This window comes from Deinococcus sedimenti (assembly GCF_014648135.1).
Lineage (GTDB): Bacteria > Deinococcota > Deinococci > Deinococcales > Deinococcaceae > Deinococcus > Deinococcus sedimenti.
Genome location: NZ_BMQN01000001.1, coordinates 584,471 through 599,431, shown reverse-complemented (window position 1 = coordinate 599,431; position 14,961 = coordinate 584,471). Strand labels below are relative to the sequence as shown.

The following is a 14,961-nucleotide window of genomic DNA, read 5'->3' as shown; positions in this document are numbered from 1 at the left end:
GACCATGAGTGACATCGAAGCCCTGAAAAAAGCCGTTCCGCCCTTCCAGATTTTCGACCTGATCCCCCAGTACGCCGAGCAGGGCTTCATCGACCCCGAACGGATCGACCTGCTCAAGTGGGCCGGAGTCTACCCGCAGCGCCCGCAGGAGGACGGCTTCCTGATGATGCGCGTCCGCGTGCCCGCCGCCGAGTTCTCCAGCGCGACCATGCGCGAGGTGGCGAACATCGCCGAGGAGTACGGCCGGGGCTTCCTGGACGTCACCGACCGTCAGGCGTTCCAGTTCCACTGGCTGACCATTCAGGACATCCCTCGCATCTTCGAGCGGCTGGAACCGCTGGGCCTGCACCCCAAGGGCGCGTGCGGCGACACCGTGCGCGCCGTGATCGCCAGCCCCCTGGCAGGCCTGGACGCCCGCGAGATCATCGACGTGCGCCCCCTGGCCCACGCCATGGAAGGCACCCTGACCGGGAACCCTGATTTCCAGGACCTGCCGCGCAAGTTCAAGATGAGCATCACGGCGGTGCCGGAACTCGAAGGCATCCACATGATCAACGACATCGGCTTCCTCGCGCACCGCGTGAACGGTGAGGTCGGCTTCGACGTGTGGGTGGGCGGCGGCCTGGGCGCCGTGGCGCACCTGTCCAGGCGGCTGGGCGTGTTCATCCGCCCCGAGGAGGTCGTGGAGGTCGGGCAGGCCATCACCGCCGCGTACCGCGACCACGGCTACCGTCAGAACCGCAAGAAGAGCCGCCTGAAGTTCCTGATCAAGGATCTGGGCGTCGAGAAGTTCCGCGAGATCGTCGAGACCGACTACCTGGGCCGCAAATTGCAGGACGGCCCCGCCGCGCCCGTCGCGCGATTCGGCGGGAACGACGTGCTGGGCGTGCAGCCGCAGGCGGACGGCCTGAACTACGTGGTCGTGGCGACCACCGTGGGCCGCATCGACCCCGCCAAGGCCCGCGCGCTGGCCGATCTGGCCGACCGCTACGGCAAGGGCGTGCTACGCACCACCGCGTTCCAGAACATGGTGATCCCGCACGTCGCCACCGAAGACGTCGAGGCCCTGAGTGCCGAACTGGCCGCCATCGAACTCGCGCCGAAGGCGACCATCCGGGGCACGACCATCGCCTGCACCGGCAACCAGTTCTGCCGCCTCGCGCTGACCGAGACCAAAGCCCGCACCGCCGATCTGGTCGATCACCTCGAACCGCTGACGATGGCGATGGACGTGCCGTTCACGATCAACCTGACCGGGTGCAGCAACGCCTGCACGCGCTACCAGGTGGCCGACCTGGGCTTCATGGGCGCCAACAAGACCGACAAGGACGGCACCGTGCACGAGGTCTTCAACGTGCACCTGGCCGGGAGCATCGGGCAGGCGCAGCGCACCGGCACGAAACTGAAGGGCGCGGTGCCCGCCGAACGCCTGAACGAGTACGCGGCGGCCGTGCTGGCCGAGTTCCAGGCGAACAAGCAGCCGGGCGAGAGCTTCGTGGAGTACGCCGACCGCACCGGGCACGAGCACTTCGCGCCGGACGCCGTGCTGGGCGCGCGCGAGGCGGTCACCGCGTGACCGCCGTGGCCAAGCAGGCCGTGGGGACGGGCCGCGTGGTGTGGCTGACCGGCCTCAGTGGCGCCGGGAAAAGCACCCTGGCGAGCGCCCTGCACGCGGAACTCCTGGCGCGCGGCGTGGCCGTGGAACTGCTGGACGGTGACGCGGTCCGAGAGAACCTCAGCAAGGGCCTGGGCTTCTCGAAGGCCGACCGGGACACGAACGTGCGCCGAATCGGCTTCGTGGCGGGCCTGCTCGCCAGGCACGGCGTGACGGTTCTGGTCAGCGCGATCAGCCCGTACGCCGACACGCGCCGCGAGGTGCTGGACAGCCTGCCGAACGCACTGGAGGTCTTCGTGGACGCCCCGCTGGACGTCGTGACCGCGCGGGACGTGAAGGGCCTGTACCTGAAGGCCATCGCCGGGGAGATCCCGCACTTCACCGGCGTCAGCGACCCCTACGAGGCCCCCGAGACCCCGGACCTGCACCTTCGCACGGACCGCATCAGCGTCGAGGACGGCGTGCGGCAGCTGCTGGAGGCCCTGAAGGTATGACGATCCTCTCGCCCCGACCCGACTTCACGCCGGACAGCGACCCGCTGGACGTGATCCGCTGGACGCTGGAGGCGCACCCGGATGTCCTGATGCCCAGCGCGTTCAACCTGAACGGCGTGGTGCTGCTCGATCTGGCCGTGAAGGCCGGGTACCGGGGCGAGGTGGTGTTCGTGGACACCGGGTACCACTTCCCCGAGACGCTGGCGACCCGTGACCGGCTGGCCGCCCGCTATCCGGAACTGACGTTCGTGACCCTGAACGACGGCGCGACCCCCGAGGACGGGCAGACCGACCCGGCCCTGTACGCGGCCGACCCGGACGCCTGCTGCGCGGTGCGGAAGGTCGCGCCCCTCCAGGCGTACCTGCGCGAGCGGGCCCCGTCGGCGCTGCTGAACGCCCGCAGCCGCGATCAGGCGAGCACCCGCGCGGACATTCCGTTCGTCGAGGACGGCGCGCGGGTGAAGGTGAACCCGCTGGCCCACTGGACGCGCGAGAGGCTGGAAACCTATGCGCGCGAGCAGGACCTGCCGGTGAATCCGCTGTACTGGGACGGCTTCCTGAGCGTGGGCTGCTGGACGTGTACGCGTGCCGTGCGGCCCGGTGAGGACGCCCGCGCGGGCCGCTGGGCTGGCAAGGGCAAGACCGAGTGTGGCCTGTGGGCCGGGGACGGGAAGTTGTGATGCGCCTCTGTTGACCTTGCCCGTCACACCTGCCGCCGCCTGAACCCTGAGCGGCTTTTCCTGCCCCGAATAGTTGAGTCTTTTCATCAAGAGGTCCGACCCATGACGATCCTGCTCCCCACCACCTCCACCCTCCCCAGCCCCCTCGGCGGCGCCCTGGTCAACGGCGTGCGCCGCGCCGGACACGACTTCGACCCGGCGGAACTCGCCGCGCTGCCGCGCCTGAGCATCAGCGAACGCACCCTGGCCGACCTGGAGATGCTCGCCACCGGCGCGTACTCCCCCCTGACCGGCTTCGTGGGGGAAGCGGACTACCTCTCGGTCATCGAGCGGCTGCGCCTCGCGGACGGCACGCCCTGGAGCATCCCCATCACGCTGCCCGTTGACGCCGCGCATGCCGACCTGAGTGGCCGCGTGGTCCTGACCTTCGACGGGCAGGACGTCGGCTGGGTGGACGTGCAGGAGGCGTACACCGCCCGCAAGGCCTGGGAGGCGCGGGAGGTGTACCGCACCGAGGACGAGACGCACCCCGGCGTGGCCGCGCTGTACGCGCAGGGTGACTTCAACCTGGCCGGGCCGGTCGCGCTGTTCGAGGTGCCCCGTGGGCACTTCCCCCGCCACCACCGCACGCCGGCCGAGGTGCGCGAGGTGATCGAGGCGCGTGGCTGGCGCTCCACGGTGGCGTTCCAGACCCGCAACCCCATCCACCGGGCGCACGAGTACCTGCAGAAGGTGGCGCTGGAACTCGTGGACGGACTGCTGCTGCACCCGCTGGTGGGGACCACCAAGGGCGACGACGTGCCGGCCGCCACCCGCGTGCAGGCGTACGAGGTGCTGCTGGAGAAGTACTACCCGCAGGCCCGCACGCTGCTGAGCGTGTACCCGGCCGCCATGCGCTACGCCGGGCCGCGCGAGGCGATCCTGCACGCTCTGTCGCGGCGCAACTACGGCGTGACGCACTTCATCGTGGGACGCGACCACGCGGGCGTCGGCAGCTACTACGGCACGTACGACGCGCAGGAGATCTTCAGCGCGTACACGCCGGAGGAACTGGGCATCCAGATCCTGAAGTTCGAGCACACCTTCTACTGCAACTCCTGCGGGCAGCTGGTCAGCCCCCGCACCTGCCCACACGACGGCTCGCACCACCTCGTGCTGAGCGGCACGAAGGTCCGCGAGAAGCTGCGCGCCGGGGAGAACCTGCCCGCCGAGTTCACCCGGCCCGAGGTGGCCGAGGTGCTCCGCGCCGCGTACGCCGACAAGGCGTAAGCCACGAACTGAAGGAAATCTGAAGGGACGGCGGGGGCTGTCACATGAGCTGACCCGCCGTCCCCATTGAAATGCAGCATCCCACACTGGAGGGCTCATGACCCGATTCACCCTACCCACCCTGCTGACGTTGACCCTGCTGACCACCGCCGCCGCCCAGGACGCCCAGACCGTGCGCCTGGGCTTCTTCCCCAACCTCACGCACGCGCCGGCCCTGGTGGGCCTGGAGCGCGGCACCTTCCAGAAAGCCCTGGGCAAGGTGAAGCTCGACGCCAGGGAGTTCGTCTCCGGCACCACCCTGACCGAGGCGTTCGCCGCCGGTCAGATCGACATCGCCTACGTGGGGCCGGGACCGGCCATCAACGCGGCCGGGCGCGGCATGCCCGTGCAGTTCCTGGCGGGAGCCAGCGAGGCGGGCGCGGTGCTCGTCGTGCGCAAGGACAGCGGCATCAAGTCGTACAAGGATCTGGGCGGGAAGATCGTCGCGGTCCCCAGCCTGGGGAACACGCAGGACATCAGCCTGCGCCACATCCTGAACGAGAACAACCTGAAGCCCAAGGCGGACGGCGGGACGGTCACGATCACGCCCATCGCGCCCGCCGACGTGCTGGCCGCCTTCGCCGCCAAACGCGTGGACGCCACGCTGGTCCCGGAACCCTGGGGCGCAGCCCTGGAAGCGCAGGGGCACAAGGTCATCGGCAGCGAGAAGACCGTCTGGCGCGACGGGAAGTACCCCACGACCGTCGTGATCGTGAACGCGAAGTTCGCGCAGGCCAACCCGCAGCTCGTCGCCGCGTTCCTGAAGGCGCACACCGACGCCGTGGCGTTCATCAACAAGAGCCCGGTCGCCGCGCAGACCGCCGTGAACAACCAGCTGCTGAAAGCGACGGGCACGAAACTCGACCCGCGCGTCCTGCAACGGGCCTTCGCCCGGACGCGCTTCACGACCAACCTCGACCTGGCCGCGCTGACCGAATACGCGAAGCTGAACGTGGAAGCCGGGTACGCCCGCAGCGCGCCGGACCTCGCGCCGTTCATCCGCAAGTGACCCCGGAAAGGACCTGACGTGACGACCCTCTCCCCTGACATGCAACCCACCCGCGCCGCGCGGGGCCAGAGCCGCTGGCAGACCCTGGTCACGCAGCTCGTTGGCCTGATCGTCATCCTGGGCGCGTGGTGGCTGGTCACCGACGTGCTCAAGCTGTATCCGCCCTACGTGTTCCCCGGCCCGAAAGCCGTGTGGACCGAGATCAGCTACGGCCTGTGGGGCACCGGGCCGCAGGACGGCAAGCTGCTGTCCGCCATCGGCGGAAGCCTGCGCCGCGTCCTGACCGGGTACGTGATCGCCGTGCTGCTGGGCGTTGTCGTGGGCCTGCTGATGGGCGCGTGGCGGCCGCTGCGGACCACGCTGGGCGCGTACCTGACCGGCATCCAGAGCGTGCCGAGCATCGCGTTCGTGCCGTTCGCGATCCTGTTCCTGGGCCTGAACGAACGCGCCGTGCTGTTCGTGGTCATCCTGGAAGGCTTCATTCCGGTGGCGCTGGCGGTGTCCGGCGCGCTGCTGAACGTTCCCCCGGCACTGCGCGTGGCGGGCCGCACGCTGGGTGCGGGCTCGCTGGGCCTGATGCTGCGGGTGCTGCTGCCCGCCAGCGTGCCCAGCATCCTGACCGGGCTGCGCACCGCCTGGAGCTTCTCCTGGCGCGCCCTAGTCGGCGGGGAACTCCTGATCGCCGGAGCGGCCAGCTTGGGCGAGCAGCTGGAAATCGGGCGGAACACCGCGAACGTGGCGCTGGTCCTGGCAACCATCATCATCATCGGCGTGATCGGTGGCCTGTTCGACTCGCTGCTGCGCGCCGCCGAAGGCCGCGTCCGCCGTGACTACGGCCTGGAGGTGCCACAATGACCACCACGATGAACCGCGCCGCCACCGCTCCCCTGGTCGCCGAACGTGGCGGCGCGCCCCTCGCCCTGGACGGCGTGAAGTACCACTACCCCGCCCGGCGTCATCAGGCGGCCGGCGTGGGTCCGCTGACGCTGGACGTCGCGGCCGGTGAGTTCCTGTGCGTGGTCGGGCCGTCCGGCAGCGGCAAGAGCACCCTGCTGAGCCTGCTGGCCGGGTTCCTGAAACCCCAGTCGGGCCAGATCCGGCTGGGGGGCGAGGTCGTGCGCGGCCCGCACCCCCGCCTGACGCTGGTGCAGCAGGAGGCGGCGCTGTTTCCCTGGCTGACGGTCGCCGGGAATGTCGCCTTCGGGCTGCGGGGCGTGCCGCGCGCCGAACGGTCCGCCCGCGTGCTGGAGGCGCTGCGGCAGGTGAACCTGAGCGGCTTCGAATCCCGCCGCCCACACGAGTTGAGTGGCGGGCAGCGGCAGCGTGTGGCGCTGGCGCGCGCCCTGGTCACGCGCCCGGGCCTGCTGCTGCTGGACGAGCCGTTCAGCGCGCTGGACCACGCGACCCGCACCACGCTCTCCGGGGAACTGCTCACGCTCTGGCGGCAGTCGGGCGTGACGGTCGTGTTCGTCACGCACCAGTTGGAGGAAGCGCTGCACCTGGGTCAGCGGGTCGTGGCCCTGCGCGGCGGTCAGGTGGCCCTGGACGCGCCCGCTGCGCAGACGAGCGTGGACGACCTCAAGGCCCTGCTGGGCGAATAACCGGACCGGCAGAGGGCCGCCCCCCGGTGTGGTGATGGGGGCGGCCCTCTGTTGGCTTACAGCAGCGCGCGGATGCGGGCCTCGAGTTCGCGGGCCACGGCGTCCGGACCGGCACTCAGGGTGGCGGCGCTCAGGTGCCAGCGGCCGCGCTGTTCGAACTCGCTGGTGAACAGGCTGGACAGGCCCGTGGCGCGGCGGTCCACTTCGAGGATGACGTCCAGCCCGCCGCCCTGCGGGAAGATCATCATCTCGACCTCGGAGATGCGGTACTGGCCGTGCGGGGGGCGGAAGCTGATCTCTTGCACGATGCGGCCGTGGTGGTATTCGATCTCGCTGCTGCCCAGCTGGAAGCCTAGGCGCTGCGCCCCCTGGAACAGCACCTCCATCTCGCGGCTGGGCAGGATCTGAAGGTGGTCCTGATCTCCGGGGTCCATCGCGCCCGCGATGTCCATGTCGGTGGCGAGCCACAGCTGCGTGCCGGGCAGCGAGAGGGGCGTGCCGGGTTCGACGGGAATGCTGAACGGGAACTCGCGGCGTTCCCCGGCGCGCAGCTCGAAGGTGGGAATCACCGGGTACTTGCTCAGCTGGTGCGACACGTAGCTGTCGTCACTCTTGTACCGGGTGGCAATCCCGAGGTTCACGCGCTCGATCCGCTGGTCGAGGCTGCCTCCCTGCACGATCACGACCCCGGTGACGGTGTCGCCGATGCGCACGGCGGGGTTGTGAACCTGGGCGTCGACACGGGCGCCGCCCACTCCGATGGCGGCCATCATCTTCTTCAGGAATCCCATGATTCAGCATACGGTGCGGCAGCCGAGTGGGTTCCCGGATCTCTCAGGCCTTGCGCGGGCGGGCCGGGGCCTTCCTGGCCGGTCTGGCCTTCGCGGGCTTCGGGGCGTCTTCGCTGGGAGCGGTTTCGCTGGGGGCAGCGTCGAGGTCAGGGGCGGTGCCGGCGGCCATCATGGCGGCCCCGATGATCCCGGCCTCGTTCAGCAGCCGGGCGGGAACGACGCGGCTGCGGTCCAGCTTCAGGTGCCCCTGCCACTTCTCGGCCTTCTTGCTGATGCCGCCGCCGATGATGAACAGGTCCGGGCTGAACAGCAGTTCCAGGTGCTGCAGGTACGTGCAGGCGCGTTTGCTCCACTGCTTCCAGTTCAGGTCGTCGCGTTCGCGGGCGCGGTCCGAGGCCCAGGTCTCGGCGTGTTTGTCGCGCAGCCACAGGTGGCCCAGTTCGGTGTTCGGGATGAGGGTGCCGCGGTGGATCAGGGCGCTGCCGATCCCGGTGCCGAAGGTCAGGACGAGCACGGTGCCGTCCTCGCCCTGCCCGGCCCCGAAGCGGGCCTCGGCGAGCCCGGCGGCGTCCGCGTCGTTGATCAGGTGCACCTCGTGCCCGGTCGCCTCGGTGAACAGCGCGTCGGCGTTCAGGCCCACCCAGTCCGGGTGGACGTTCGCGGCGGAGAGGGTGTGGCCGCGCTGCACGATGCCGGGGAAGGTCACGCCGACCGGGCCGTCCAGTCCAAAGTGCTGCACGAGCTCGGTGACGACCGCCCTGATGGCGTCCGGCGCGGCGCCTTCCGGGGTGGGGATGCGCCGGCGTTCAGCCATGAGTTTACCGGTGCGGGTGTCCACGGGCGCGCCCTTGATGCCGCTCCCGCCGATGTCGATGCCCAGGATCACGCTCATGGGCTCCAGCGTACCGCACCGGCTCCGGCGCGGACCTCAGGCGGCTGATCGCGGCGCACGCCGGGGGCGGTGACGGTTCGTTCCTCCACCGCTGCATGAAGGTCCGCTGCGGTCGGAGCCCGACAACCCCATTGGACGGGGTGCAATTTTGTACTGAAAACGCTATACCCTGGGGAATCATGGATTCAACCTCGCTGCGCGAACGCCAGAAGGAGCGCCGCCGCGCCCGCATCTACAACGTCGCCATTGACCTGTTCAAACGCGGCGGGTTCCAGACGACCACCGCGACCGACATCGCCCGGGCCAGCAACGTCTCACGCGGCACGTTCTTCAACTACTACCCCTACAAGGAAGCGGTCCTGCTCGACTACGGCAGCGAGGTCATGAACCGCCTGCGGGACCACGCCGAGACCCGCCTGCACGACGGCGCCGCGCCCCTGACGGTGCTGTACGAGATCTGGGACCGCCTCGCCGACGAGAACACCCGCGAACGCGACCTGTTCCCCCCGCTGGCCTACGAGGTCATGAACCCCAACCCCGAGCGGGCCCGCACCGCGTACCAGGCGCTGCCACTGAGCAAGGTCATCGAACTGATCCTGCGGCCCATGCACCAGGCGGGCCTGATGCGCACCGACCTGTCACTGCAGCGCATCAGCAACCTGATCGCGGACACGTACCTGATGGTCGCGCTGCGCTGGAGCGCGTACGGCACCGAGCGGCCCCTGCAGGAGGAGATGCGCCTGGCCCTCAACCTGCTGCTGGAAGGCGCGGTGAAACGGGACCCTCGCTCCTGACGGCTGGCCGGACACCTGTTCACACCGGATTTCGCCGGACGCATTACACTGCCAGGATGACTCGCTCCTCCCTGTGGCCGGTGCGGGCGTGACGCACCCGGAACTGCGGGTGGGCTCGGCCCGGCACACCTTCCCGTTCAGTCGCGGCCTGCTGGTCGAATCCCTGGTGAATGCCGGGGCGTCGGCCCCCGTCGCGTCGGCCGTGTCCCGGCGCGTGGAGCAGCAGTTACGGCTGGCGCGGCGGACGCTGGTCAGCCCGGCGGAACTCAAGGCGCTGATGGTCGAGGTGGCCCGCGACGTGGCGGGCGCGGAGGTCGCGCAGGCCGCGCAGGCGCAGACCCCTGCCTTCCAGGACATCTTCGTGACCGCCAAGAAGGGCGACCTGCCGTTCAGCCGCGGCGTGCTCGCCCGCACGCTGGAGGACGCCGGGCTGTCCGGCAAGGACGCCTACGCGACCGCCAGCGTCGTGGACGTCCGGATGCGGCAGCAGGGCGTCACGACCCTGAGCGCCGAGGAGATCGACAACCGCACCGAAGCCGCGCTGGCCGAACGGTACGGCGAGCACCTGCGCCTCACCTACCGGTACCTGCGGCACAACCGCGGGAAGCTGGGCGTGCTCGGCGGGGATTCCAGTGCGCCCAGCCCGTTCAGTAAGGGCATCCTGGTGCAGAGCATGCTCGCGGCGGGCGTCACGCCGGACGTGGCCCGCAAGGTGGCGCGCGTCACCCAGCGGGACCTGCGGGGCCGCGAGGACCGCGTAATTCCCCGCCACGAGATCCGGCAGAAGGTCGAGTCCCTGCTGCGCGACGAGGTCGGCCCGGACGTCGGCGCCCGCTACCGCCTGCTGCGCGTCATCCGCCGCCCGCCGCGCCCGGTGATCGTGCTGCTGGGCGGCGTGAGCGGCACCGGCAAGAGCTTCCTGGCCGCCGAGATCGCCTACCGCCTGGGCATCGCGCGGGTGGTCAGCACCGATTCCATCCGCGAGGTCATGCGCGCCATGGTCTCCCCCGCGCTGCTGCCCACGTTGCACGCCAGCACCTTCAGCGCCTGGGAGGCCCTGCTGCCCCCCGGCGCGCCCCGCCCCGAACACCCGGACCGCGCCGCGCTGATCGCGGGATTCCGGGATCAGGTGCAGCAGGTGAACGTGGGCCTGACGGCCGTCGTGCAGCGCAGTGTGCAGGAGGGCAGCAGCCTGGTGTTGGAGGGCGTGCACCTGGTCCCCGGGTACATCCGCGCGGACGCGTTCCAGGGGGCGATCGTGGTGCCCATGCTGGTCACGCTGCCCGACGCGGACGAGCACCGCCGCCACTTCGAGAGCCGCGATACGGAAACCGCCGCCAGCCGCCCCCTGCACCGCTACATGGGGTACTTCCGGGAGATCCGCGCCATGCAGGACGAGCTGGAGACGCTGGCGCGGCAGTACGACGTGCCGCTGCTGAACGGCCTGACGCTGGACGAGAGTGCCGAGCAGGCCGTGGACGTGGTGCTGCGCCGCGTGATGGTCGCCATGACCGACACCGAGCGGCGCGCGCTGCTGGGGGAGGATCACGCGGACCTGACCTTCGGCGGCCCCTGATACCGCTGCTCAGCAGGTGAGGGGAGTCAGGGCATCAGCCGCTGAACCTCCCACCCGCCGTCCTGTCGCCTGTACGTGAAGCGGTCGTGCAGGCGGTTGGCGCGGCCCTGCCAGAACTCCCACTCCTGCACCTGTACACGGAACCCGCCCCAGAACGCGGGTCGGGGCACCTCGCTGCCCTCCGGGTAGCGCTCGTGCAGGGCCGCGAAGGTCGCCTCCAGCGCCTCCCGGCCAGGGGTGGGGGCGCTCTGCGGGTCGCTGGCGTGCGCGGCCAGCTGGGACTCGCGCGGTCGGGCGTGGAAGTACGCGTCGCTCTCCGCGTCCGGGACGCGGGTCACCGGGCCGTAGGCGCGCACCTGCCGTTCCAGTTCCGGCCAGTGGAACAGCAGTTCCGCCTGCGGGTTGCCGCTCAGGTCGCGTCCCTTGTGCGAGTCGTAGTTCGTGTAGAACGTCAGGCCCGCCGGGGTCGCGCCGCGCAGCAGTACGGTCCGCACGCTGGGCCGCCCCTGCCCGTCGGCGGTGGCGAGGCTCAGGGCGTACGGTTCGCGCAGATTCGCCTCGATGGCCTCCTGCAACCAGCCATGGAACTGCGCCAGCGGGTCCGGGTTCAGGTCGGCGCGGCGCAGTTCGGCGCGCGTGTAGGACAGGCGCAGTCCGGTCAGGTCGGTCATTCGGTGTCCCGGCGCAGCGGCTGGCACTGCGGGCAGTGGTGCGTGCCGCGCTGCGCGACGACGCTCTTCTCGATGGGGGTGCCGCAGCGGGGGCAGGGTTCGCCGCCCTTGCCGTACACGTTGTGCGCGTGCTGGAACAGGCCCGACAGGCCGTCATGCTGGCGGTAGTTGCCCTCCCCTTTCCCGAGGCTGCTGCCGCCGGCCTCGACGGCGCGGCCCATCACGTCCCGGATCGCGTGGTACAGCCGCCCGGCCTCGTCGCGGGTCAGGCGGGTCTGGGCGGGGTGCAGTCCGGCCATCCAGAGGCTCTCGTCGGCGTAGATGTTCCCCACGCCGCTGACGGGTTTCTGGGACAGCAGCCAGGGTTTCACGGCACCTGCCTGCGCGGCCAGCGCGGCGAAGTCCTCCTCCCGGAAGTCGTCCGAGAGGGGTTCGGGGCCCATGGCGGCCAGGGTGGGCATGCCCGCGTACGCGCCCGGCCGCACGACCGCCATCTTCCCGAAGCGGCGCGGGTCGTCGAAGTACAGGTCCCCCGCGTCGGTGCGCAGGGTCACGCGGGTGTGCTTGCCGCCCTCCAGCCGGAAGCCACCGGTCATGCCCAGGTGCACGATGAATTCCAGGTCGTGCGGGTCGTCCACGCCATGGTCGTGGGCGGCGTCCGCGGCGGCGAGGTGCAGCATCAGGTACTTCCCGCGCCGGGACAGGCCGGTCACGCGCCTCCCCGCGGCGAGGTGCGTGTCGCGGTACTTGTGGGGCGCGTCGTGCTGCACCTCCAGGATCGTGCGGCCCAGCAGCAGCGGCTCGATCTTGCGGCGGGTGGTCTCCACTTCCGGCAGTTCAGGCATACCGCCGCAGCATAGGCGCCGCCCGCCGCTCAGACTGCGGCGTTCGTTTCAGGTGACCCGGCGTCAGGGGAAATACACCTGCTCGACCTTCAACACGCGGCTGCCGCTCAGATGCAGCGCGACGACCTTCTCGCTGAACGGCCAGCAGCCCTGCGGGGCGCGGCCCGTCCAGGCGGACACGAACGTCGCGAGCGGCACCACCTGCACGCCGCCCGGACGGTCCAGGCAGGACAGGTGGAAGAGGGTCCGCGCGTCGGTCTTCAGGGTCCGCAGCATGGGGTTGACGTTCCGCACGTACAGCCCGCCGGGGTTCGCGTCGAAGTACGCCTGCGCGTCCGGGTAGTCTCCCAGCGCGACGACCCGGCGGGCGTCGGCGTCGGTGTCGCCGTACACGTCCACGTAGTCCAGGGTCAGGGTGGCGACGCCGCCCTGCACGGTCACGCCCTTCAGCACGGCGTACTGCGTGGCGGCCAGGGCGGATGGAGTGAGGGCCAGCAGGGCGGTCAGGACAAGGCGGCGCATACCCGCAGCGTACCGCTGTCCGCGCACGCTACGCTGCGGGGGATGCCCACCCTGCTGCTGACCGGCTTCGAGCCCTTCCACACGCATCCCGTGAACCCCAGCGCGCTGGCGGCGCAGGCGCTGCACGGCCGCACGCTGGGCGGGTACGTGATCGAGGGCGCGCTGCTGCCCGTGGAACCCGGCGCGGCGCGCGAGCGGCTCGATTCCCTGCTGGACTGGCTGACACCGGACGCCGTGCTGCTGACCGGCCTGGCGAGCGGGCGGCCGCAGGTGACGCTGGAGCGCGTAGCGGTGAACGTCATGGACTACCGCATTCCGGACAACGCGGGCCGCCAGTACCAGGATCAGCCGGTCGCGCCGGACGCTCCCGCCGCGTGCCTGAGCACGCTGCCGCTGCGCGCCATGCTGCGCGCGTGGCGGGACGCCGGTGTTCCCGGCGCGATCAGCGACACGGCAGGCACGTACGTGTGCAACACCGTCATGTTCCACGCGCTGCACGTCCTGGGAACCTCCGGGCGGGAGGAGGTGCCCTGCGGGTTCCTGCACCTCCCCGCGAACGCGGAGGTCGCGCTGGCCGAGCCGCGGCCCGTGCCGTACCTGCCGCAGACGGAACTGACGCGCGCGGTCGAGGTGGCCGCCCGCGCCGCCATCCAGTAGCGCAGCCTCCGCTTCCGGGGCGGGCTCACCACGGTTCTCAGCTGCCCCCGCCTCTTGGCTTCGCTTCCGACCACGGCCCTTTCAGCTGCTCGGACTGCACGGTTCAGACGGATCGAGGGAGACCCACCACACCCTGAGCACCGATGTCACAGCGGTTTCCAGTTCCATTGAAGGGCCAACACCACGCCCTTCAATTCCACTTCCAACCGCTGGTGTTGTCAGGTGCTCGCTCCGCTCGTTCAGGAGTATTGAAGGTGACCCTCAATACTCCTGAATGCTGCTGTCAGGGAAACGGCGCCCGGCCCGGCTGCCAGCCGCCTCCCGGGCCGCCCGCCCAGTGCACCTCGCCCTGACCGGGATGCAGGGCCAGCGCGGCCTGCACGGCGTCCAGCGGCACGCGGCGGGCGAAGCGGGTGCGGGCGTGCCACGCGGCCAGCGCCGCGTCGGGCCGGGCGGGGCGCAGGCCGCGCAGCGCGGCCGCCGCGCGGTTCACTGCGAGGTCGAACAGGGCGTCCGGGACCGCCCCGCTGCCCCGCGTGCCCTCGGGGGCGGCGTCGGTGAGGAACGGGCGTTCGCGGGGCATGTCAGGCGAGGCGCGGCTGCTGGCCCAGTCGGCGGATCTGCGCGGCGCGCCCGGTGGTCAGGGCGGCGTTCAGGCGCAGCAGCGCGGCGACCGTCATGGGGGGTTCCCCGCCGGCGGTGCCGGGATCGGTGGGCGGCACGGTGACGGTCAGGTGCGCGGCGCTCAGCGCGGCGGCGGCGGCTGCCTCCCAGTGCAGCAGGGTGTGCAGGCCCGCGTCGTCGGGGGGTGCGGGCGTGCCGGTGGCGCGGGCGATGCGGGTCCAAAGGTCGCGTTTGGTAGCGGTCAGGTGCGCGGCGATGCCCGCGACGCGCGGGTGCGGCTGACCGTCCACGGCGTCCAGGGCCGCCTGGAGTCCCTCCTGGGGGTCGTGGTTCACGCGGCTCAGCAGGGCCGACAGGGTGGCGGGGTCGTCCATGTCAGTTCAGCCGGTAAGTGTCGCCGTCGCGGGTCAGCCGGCCCAGGTCCAGCAGGCGGGCGGTGACGGCGCGGGCCTGCTCGTCGGTCAGGGGACTGCGGGTGCTCAGGTCCTCCAGGGTGAAGCGGCCGCCCAGGCGGTGCGCGAGGCGGTAGACCATGCGCTCCTGGATGTCGGTGCGGGGCGCGCCCTGCTGGCGGCGCGTGAACGTCCACCAGACCAGGGCGGCGATCAGCGTGCCGATCAGCAGGGCCAGCGGGATCAGCTGCCCGGCGAGGACCGGGTCGCCCACCTGCTGCCCCAGCGCGTGAAGCTGCGCCTGCGCGGCGCTGATCTGCTCGGGGGTGCCGCCGTCGCGCAGGCGGCGTAGCGCGCCCCGGGCGCGCAGGTAGCTCATGACGCCGCCCAGGTCGCCGCGCACGTAGAAGGCGCTGTACGCGATCAGGGCGGCGGCACACCCGGCAATGGCGGACAGGACCGCTTTCAGGACATTCACCCTCTCATGCTA

17 protein-coding genes and 1 pseudogene are annotated in these 14,961 nt (G+C 70.9%); 10 read left to right on the top strand and 8 right to left on the bottom strand.

Annotation, left to right across the window (positions count from 1 at the left end):
- Nucleotides 1-4: 4 nt before the first annotated feature.
- From IEY69_RS02975 to IEY69_RS02945, 7 genes and pseudogenes are all read left to right on the top strand, one after another.
- Nucleotides 5-1,576, top strand: a complete 1,572-nt coding sequence (locus tag IEY69_RS02975; protein ID WP_189071642.1) for a nitrite/sulfite reductase — start codon at nt 5-7, stop codon at nt 1,574-1,576.
- A pseudogene (gene cysC, locus IEY69_RS02970) lies at nt 1,525-2,109 on the top strand (adenylyl-sulfate kinase); the annotation flags it as partial. The gene IEY69_RS02975 and the pseudogene cysC, both read left to right, overlap by 52 nt.
- The gene (locus tag IEY69_RS02965; RefSeq protein ID WP_189071640.1) at nt 2,106-2,789 is read left to right on the top strand and encodes a phosphoadenylyl-sulfate reductase; all 684 of its coding nucleotides are present in this window, start codon (nt 2,106-2,108) and stop codon (nt 2,787-2,789) included. The pseudogene cysC and the gene IEY69_RS02965, both read left to right, overlap by 4 nt.
- Nucleotides 2,790-2,891: 102 nt before the next feature.
- Nucleotides 2,892-4,058, top strand: coding sequence for a sulfate adenylyltransferase (sat, locus tag IEY69_RS02960; protein WP_229783580.1), 1,167 nt, complete (start codon nt 2,892-2,894; stop codon nt 4,056-4,058).
- Nucleotides 4,059-4,155: 97 nt separating this feature from the next.
- On the top strand, nt 4,156-5,106 hold the full coding sequence (locus IEY69_RS02955) for an ABC transporter substrate-binding protein (protein ID WP_189071639.1): 951 nt from the start codon (nt 4,156-4,158) through the stop codon (nt 5,104-5,106).
- 39 nt (nt 5,107-5,145) lie between these two features.
- Nucleotides 5,146-5,961: an ABC transporter permease gene (locus IEY69_RS02950; RefSeq protein WP_189072336.1), complete on the top strand. Its 816-nt coding sequence runs from the start codon at nt 5,146-5,148 to the stop codon at nt 5,959-5,961.
- Nucleotides 5,958-6,707: an ABC transporter ATP-binding protein gene (locus tag IEY69_RS02945; protein WP_189071638.1), complete on the top strand. Its 750-nt coding sequence runs from the start codon at nt 5,958-5,960 to the stop codon at nt 6,705-6,707. The genes IEY69_RS02950 and IEY69_RS02945 overlap by 4 nt, the downstream gene beginning before the upstream one ends.
- Before the next feature lie 56 nt (nt 6,708-6,763).
- On the opposite strand, the gene IEY69_RS02940 is transcribed toward IEY69_RS02945, so the two are convergent.
- Nucleotides 6,764-7,498, bottom strand: a complete 735-nt coding sequence (locus tag IEY69_RS02940) for a sporulation protein (RefSeq protein WP_189071637.1) — start codon at nt 7,496-7,498, stop codon at nt 6,764-6,766.
- A gap of 43 nt (nt 7,499-7,541) precedes the next feature.
- Entirely contained in the window at nt 7,542-8,390 is an 849-nt protein-coding gene (gene ppgK / locus IEY69_RS02935) for a polyphosphate--glucose phosphotransferase (protein ID WP_189071636.1), read from the bottom strand.
- Between the two features lie 179 nt (nt 8,391-8,569).
- Here ppgK and IEY69_RS02930 point away from each other — a divergent pair, with 179 nt between their 5' ends.
- Nucleotides 8,570-9,184, top strand: coding sequence for a TetR/AcrR family transcriptional regulator (locus tag IEY69_RS02930; RefSeq protein WP_189071635.1), 615 nt, complete (start codon nt 8,570-8,572; stop codon nt 9,182-9,184).
- Between the two features lie 88 nt (nt 9,185-9,272).
- Nucleotides 9,273-10,760, top strand: coding sequence for an ATP cone domain-containing protein (locus IEY69_RS02925; RefSeq protein WP_189071634.1), 1,488 nt, complete (start codon nt 9,273-9,275; stop codon nt 10,758-10,760).
- 26 nt (nt 10,761-10,786) lie between these two features.
- Here IEY69_RS02925 and pdxH read toward each other — a convergent pair whose 3' ends face one another.
- The 3 genes from pdxH to IEY69_RS02910 form a co-directional block, all read right to left on the bottom strand.
- Nucleotides 10,787-11,431: a pyridoxamine 5'-phosphate oxidase gene (pdxH, locus tag IEY69_RS02920; protein WP_189071633.1), complete on the bottom strand. Its 645-nt coding sequence runs from the start codon at nt 11,429-11,431 to the stop codon at nt 10,787-10,789.
- Nucleotides 11,428-12,276, bottom strand: coding sequence for a DNA-formamidopyrimidine glycosylase (locus tag IEY69_RS02915; RefSeq protein WP_189071632.1), 849 nt, complete (start codon nt 12,274-12,276; stop codon nt 11,428-11,430). Before IEY69_RS02915 ends, pdxH begins: the two co-directional genes overlap by 4 nt.
- Nucleotides 12,277-12,339: 63 nt before the next feature.
- A complete protein-coding gene (locus tag IEY69_RS02910) occupies nt 12,340-12,798 on the bottom strand; it encodes a hypothetical protein (RefSeq protein ID WP_189071631.1) in 459 nt (152 codons plus the stop codon).
- A 42-nt stretch (nt 12,799-12,840) separates the two neighbouring features.
- Here IEY69_RS02910 and IEY69_RS02905 point away from each other — a divergent pair, with 42 nt between their 5' ends.
- Complete coding sequence (locus tag IEY69_RS02905) at nt 12,841-13,455, top strand: pyroglutamyl-peptidase I (RefSeq protein WP_189071630.1); 615 nt, start codon at nt 12,841-12,843, stop codon at nt 13,453-13,455.
- Between the two features lie 283 nt (nt 13,456-13,738).
- Here IEY69_RS02905 and IEY69_RS02900 read toward each other — a convergent pair whose 3' ends face one another.
- From IEY69_RS02900 to IEY69_RS02890, 3 genes are read right to left on the bottom strand one after another with little or no spacing between them, the layout of a single operon-like run.
- Nucleotides 13,739-14,038, bottom strand: coding sequence for a hypothetical protein (locus IEY69_RS02900; protein WP_189071629.1), 300 nt, complete (start codon nt 14,036-14,038; stop codon nt 13,739-13,741).
- Between the two features lies 1 nt (nt 14,039).
- Entirely contained in the window at nt 14,040-14,453 is a 414-nt protein-coding gene (locus tag IEY69_RS02895; protein ID WP_189071628.1) for a hypothetical protein, read from the bottom strand.
- A 1-nt stretch (nt 14,454) separates the two neighbouring features.
- Entirely contained in the window at nt 14,455-14,949 is a 495-nt protein-coding gene (locus IEY69_RS02890; RefSeq protein WP_189071627.1) for a hypothetical protein, read from the bottom strand.
- Nucleotides 14,950-14,961: the final 12 nt, after the last annotated feature.

What these genes read in the sequence shown, in the direction of transcription:
- IEY69_RS02975 (WP_189071642.1), top strand. Translation starts at nt 5, where the DNA reads ATGAGTGACATCGAAGCCCTGAAAAAAGCCGTTCCGCCCTTCCAGATT.
- IEY69_RS02965 (WP_189071640.1), top strand. Translation starts at nt 2,106, where the DNA reads ATGACGATCCTCTCGCCCCGACCCGACTTCACGCCGGACAGCGACCCG.
- sat (WP_229783580.1), top strand. Translation starts at nt 2,892, where the DNA reads ATGACGATCCTGCTCCCCACCACCTCCACCCTCCCCAGCCCCCTCGGC.
- IEY69_RS02955 (WP_189071639.1), top strand. Translation starts at nt 4,156, where the DNA reads ATGACCCGATTCACCCTACCCACCCTGCTGACGTTGACCCTGCTGACC.
- IEY69_RS02950 (WP_189072336.1), top strand. Translation starts at nt 5,146, where the DNA reads ATGCAACCCACCCGCGCCGCGCGGGGCCAGAGCCGCTGGCAGACCCTG.
- IEY69_RS02945 (WP_189071638.1), top strand. Translation starts at nt 5,958, where the DNA reads ATGACCACCACGATGAACCGCGCCGCCACCGCTCCCCTGGTCGCCGAA.
- IEY69_RS02940 (WP_189071637.1), bottom strand. Translation starts at nt 7,498, where the DNA reads ATGGGATTCCTGAAGAAGATGATGGCCGCCATCGGAGTGGGCGGCGCC.
- ppgK (WP_189071636.1), bottom strand. Translation starts at nt 8,390, where the DNA reads ATGAGCGTGATCCTGGGCATCGACATCGGCGGGAGCGGCATCAAGGGC.
- IEY69_RS02930 (WP_189071635.1), top strand. Translation starts at nt 8,570, where the DNA reads ATGGATTCAACCTCGCTGCGCGAACGCCAGAAGGAGCGCCGCCGCGCC.
- pdxH (WP_189071633.1), bottom strand. Translation starts at nt 11,431, where the DNA reads ATGACCGACCTGACCGGACTGCGCCTGTCCTACACGCGCGCCGAACTG.
- IEY69_RS02915 (WP_189071632.1), bottom strand. Translation starts at nt 12,276, where the DNA reads ATGCCTGAACTGCCGGAAGTGGAGACCACCCGCCGCAAGATCGAGCCG.
- IEY69_RS02910 (WP_189071631.1), bottom strand. Translation starts at nt 12,798, where the DNA reads ATGCGCCGCCTTGTCCTGACCGCCCTGCTGGCCCTCACTCCATCCGCC.
- IEY69_RS02905 (WP_189071630.1), top strand. Translation starts at nt 12,841, where the DNA reads ATGCCCACCCTGCTGCTGACCGGCTTCGAGCCCTTCCACACGCATCCC.
- IEY69_RS02900 (WP_189071629.1), bottom strand. Translation starts at nt 14,038, where the DNA reads ATGCCCCGCGAACGCCCGTTCCTCACCGACGCCGCCCCCGAGGGCACG.
- IEY69_RS02895 (WP_189071628.1), bottom strand. Translation starts at nt 14,453, where the DNA reads ATGGACGACCCCGCCACCCTGTCGGCCCTGCTGAGCCGCGTGAACCAC.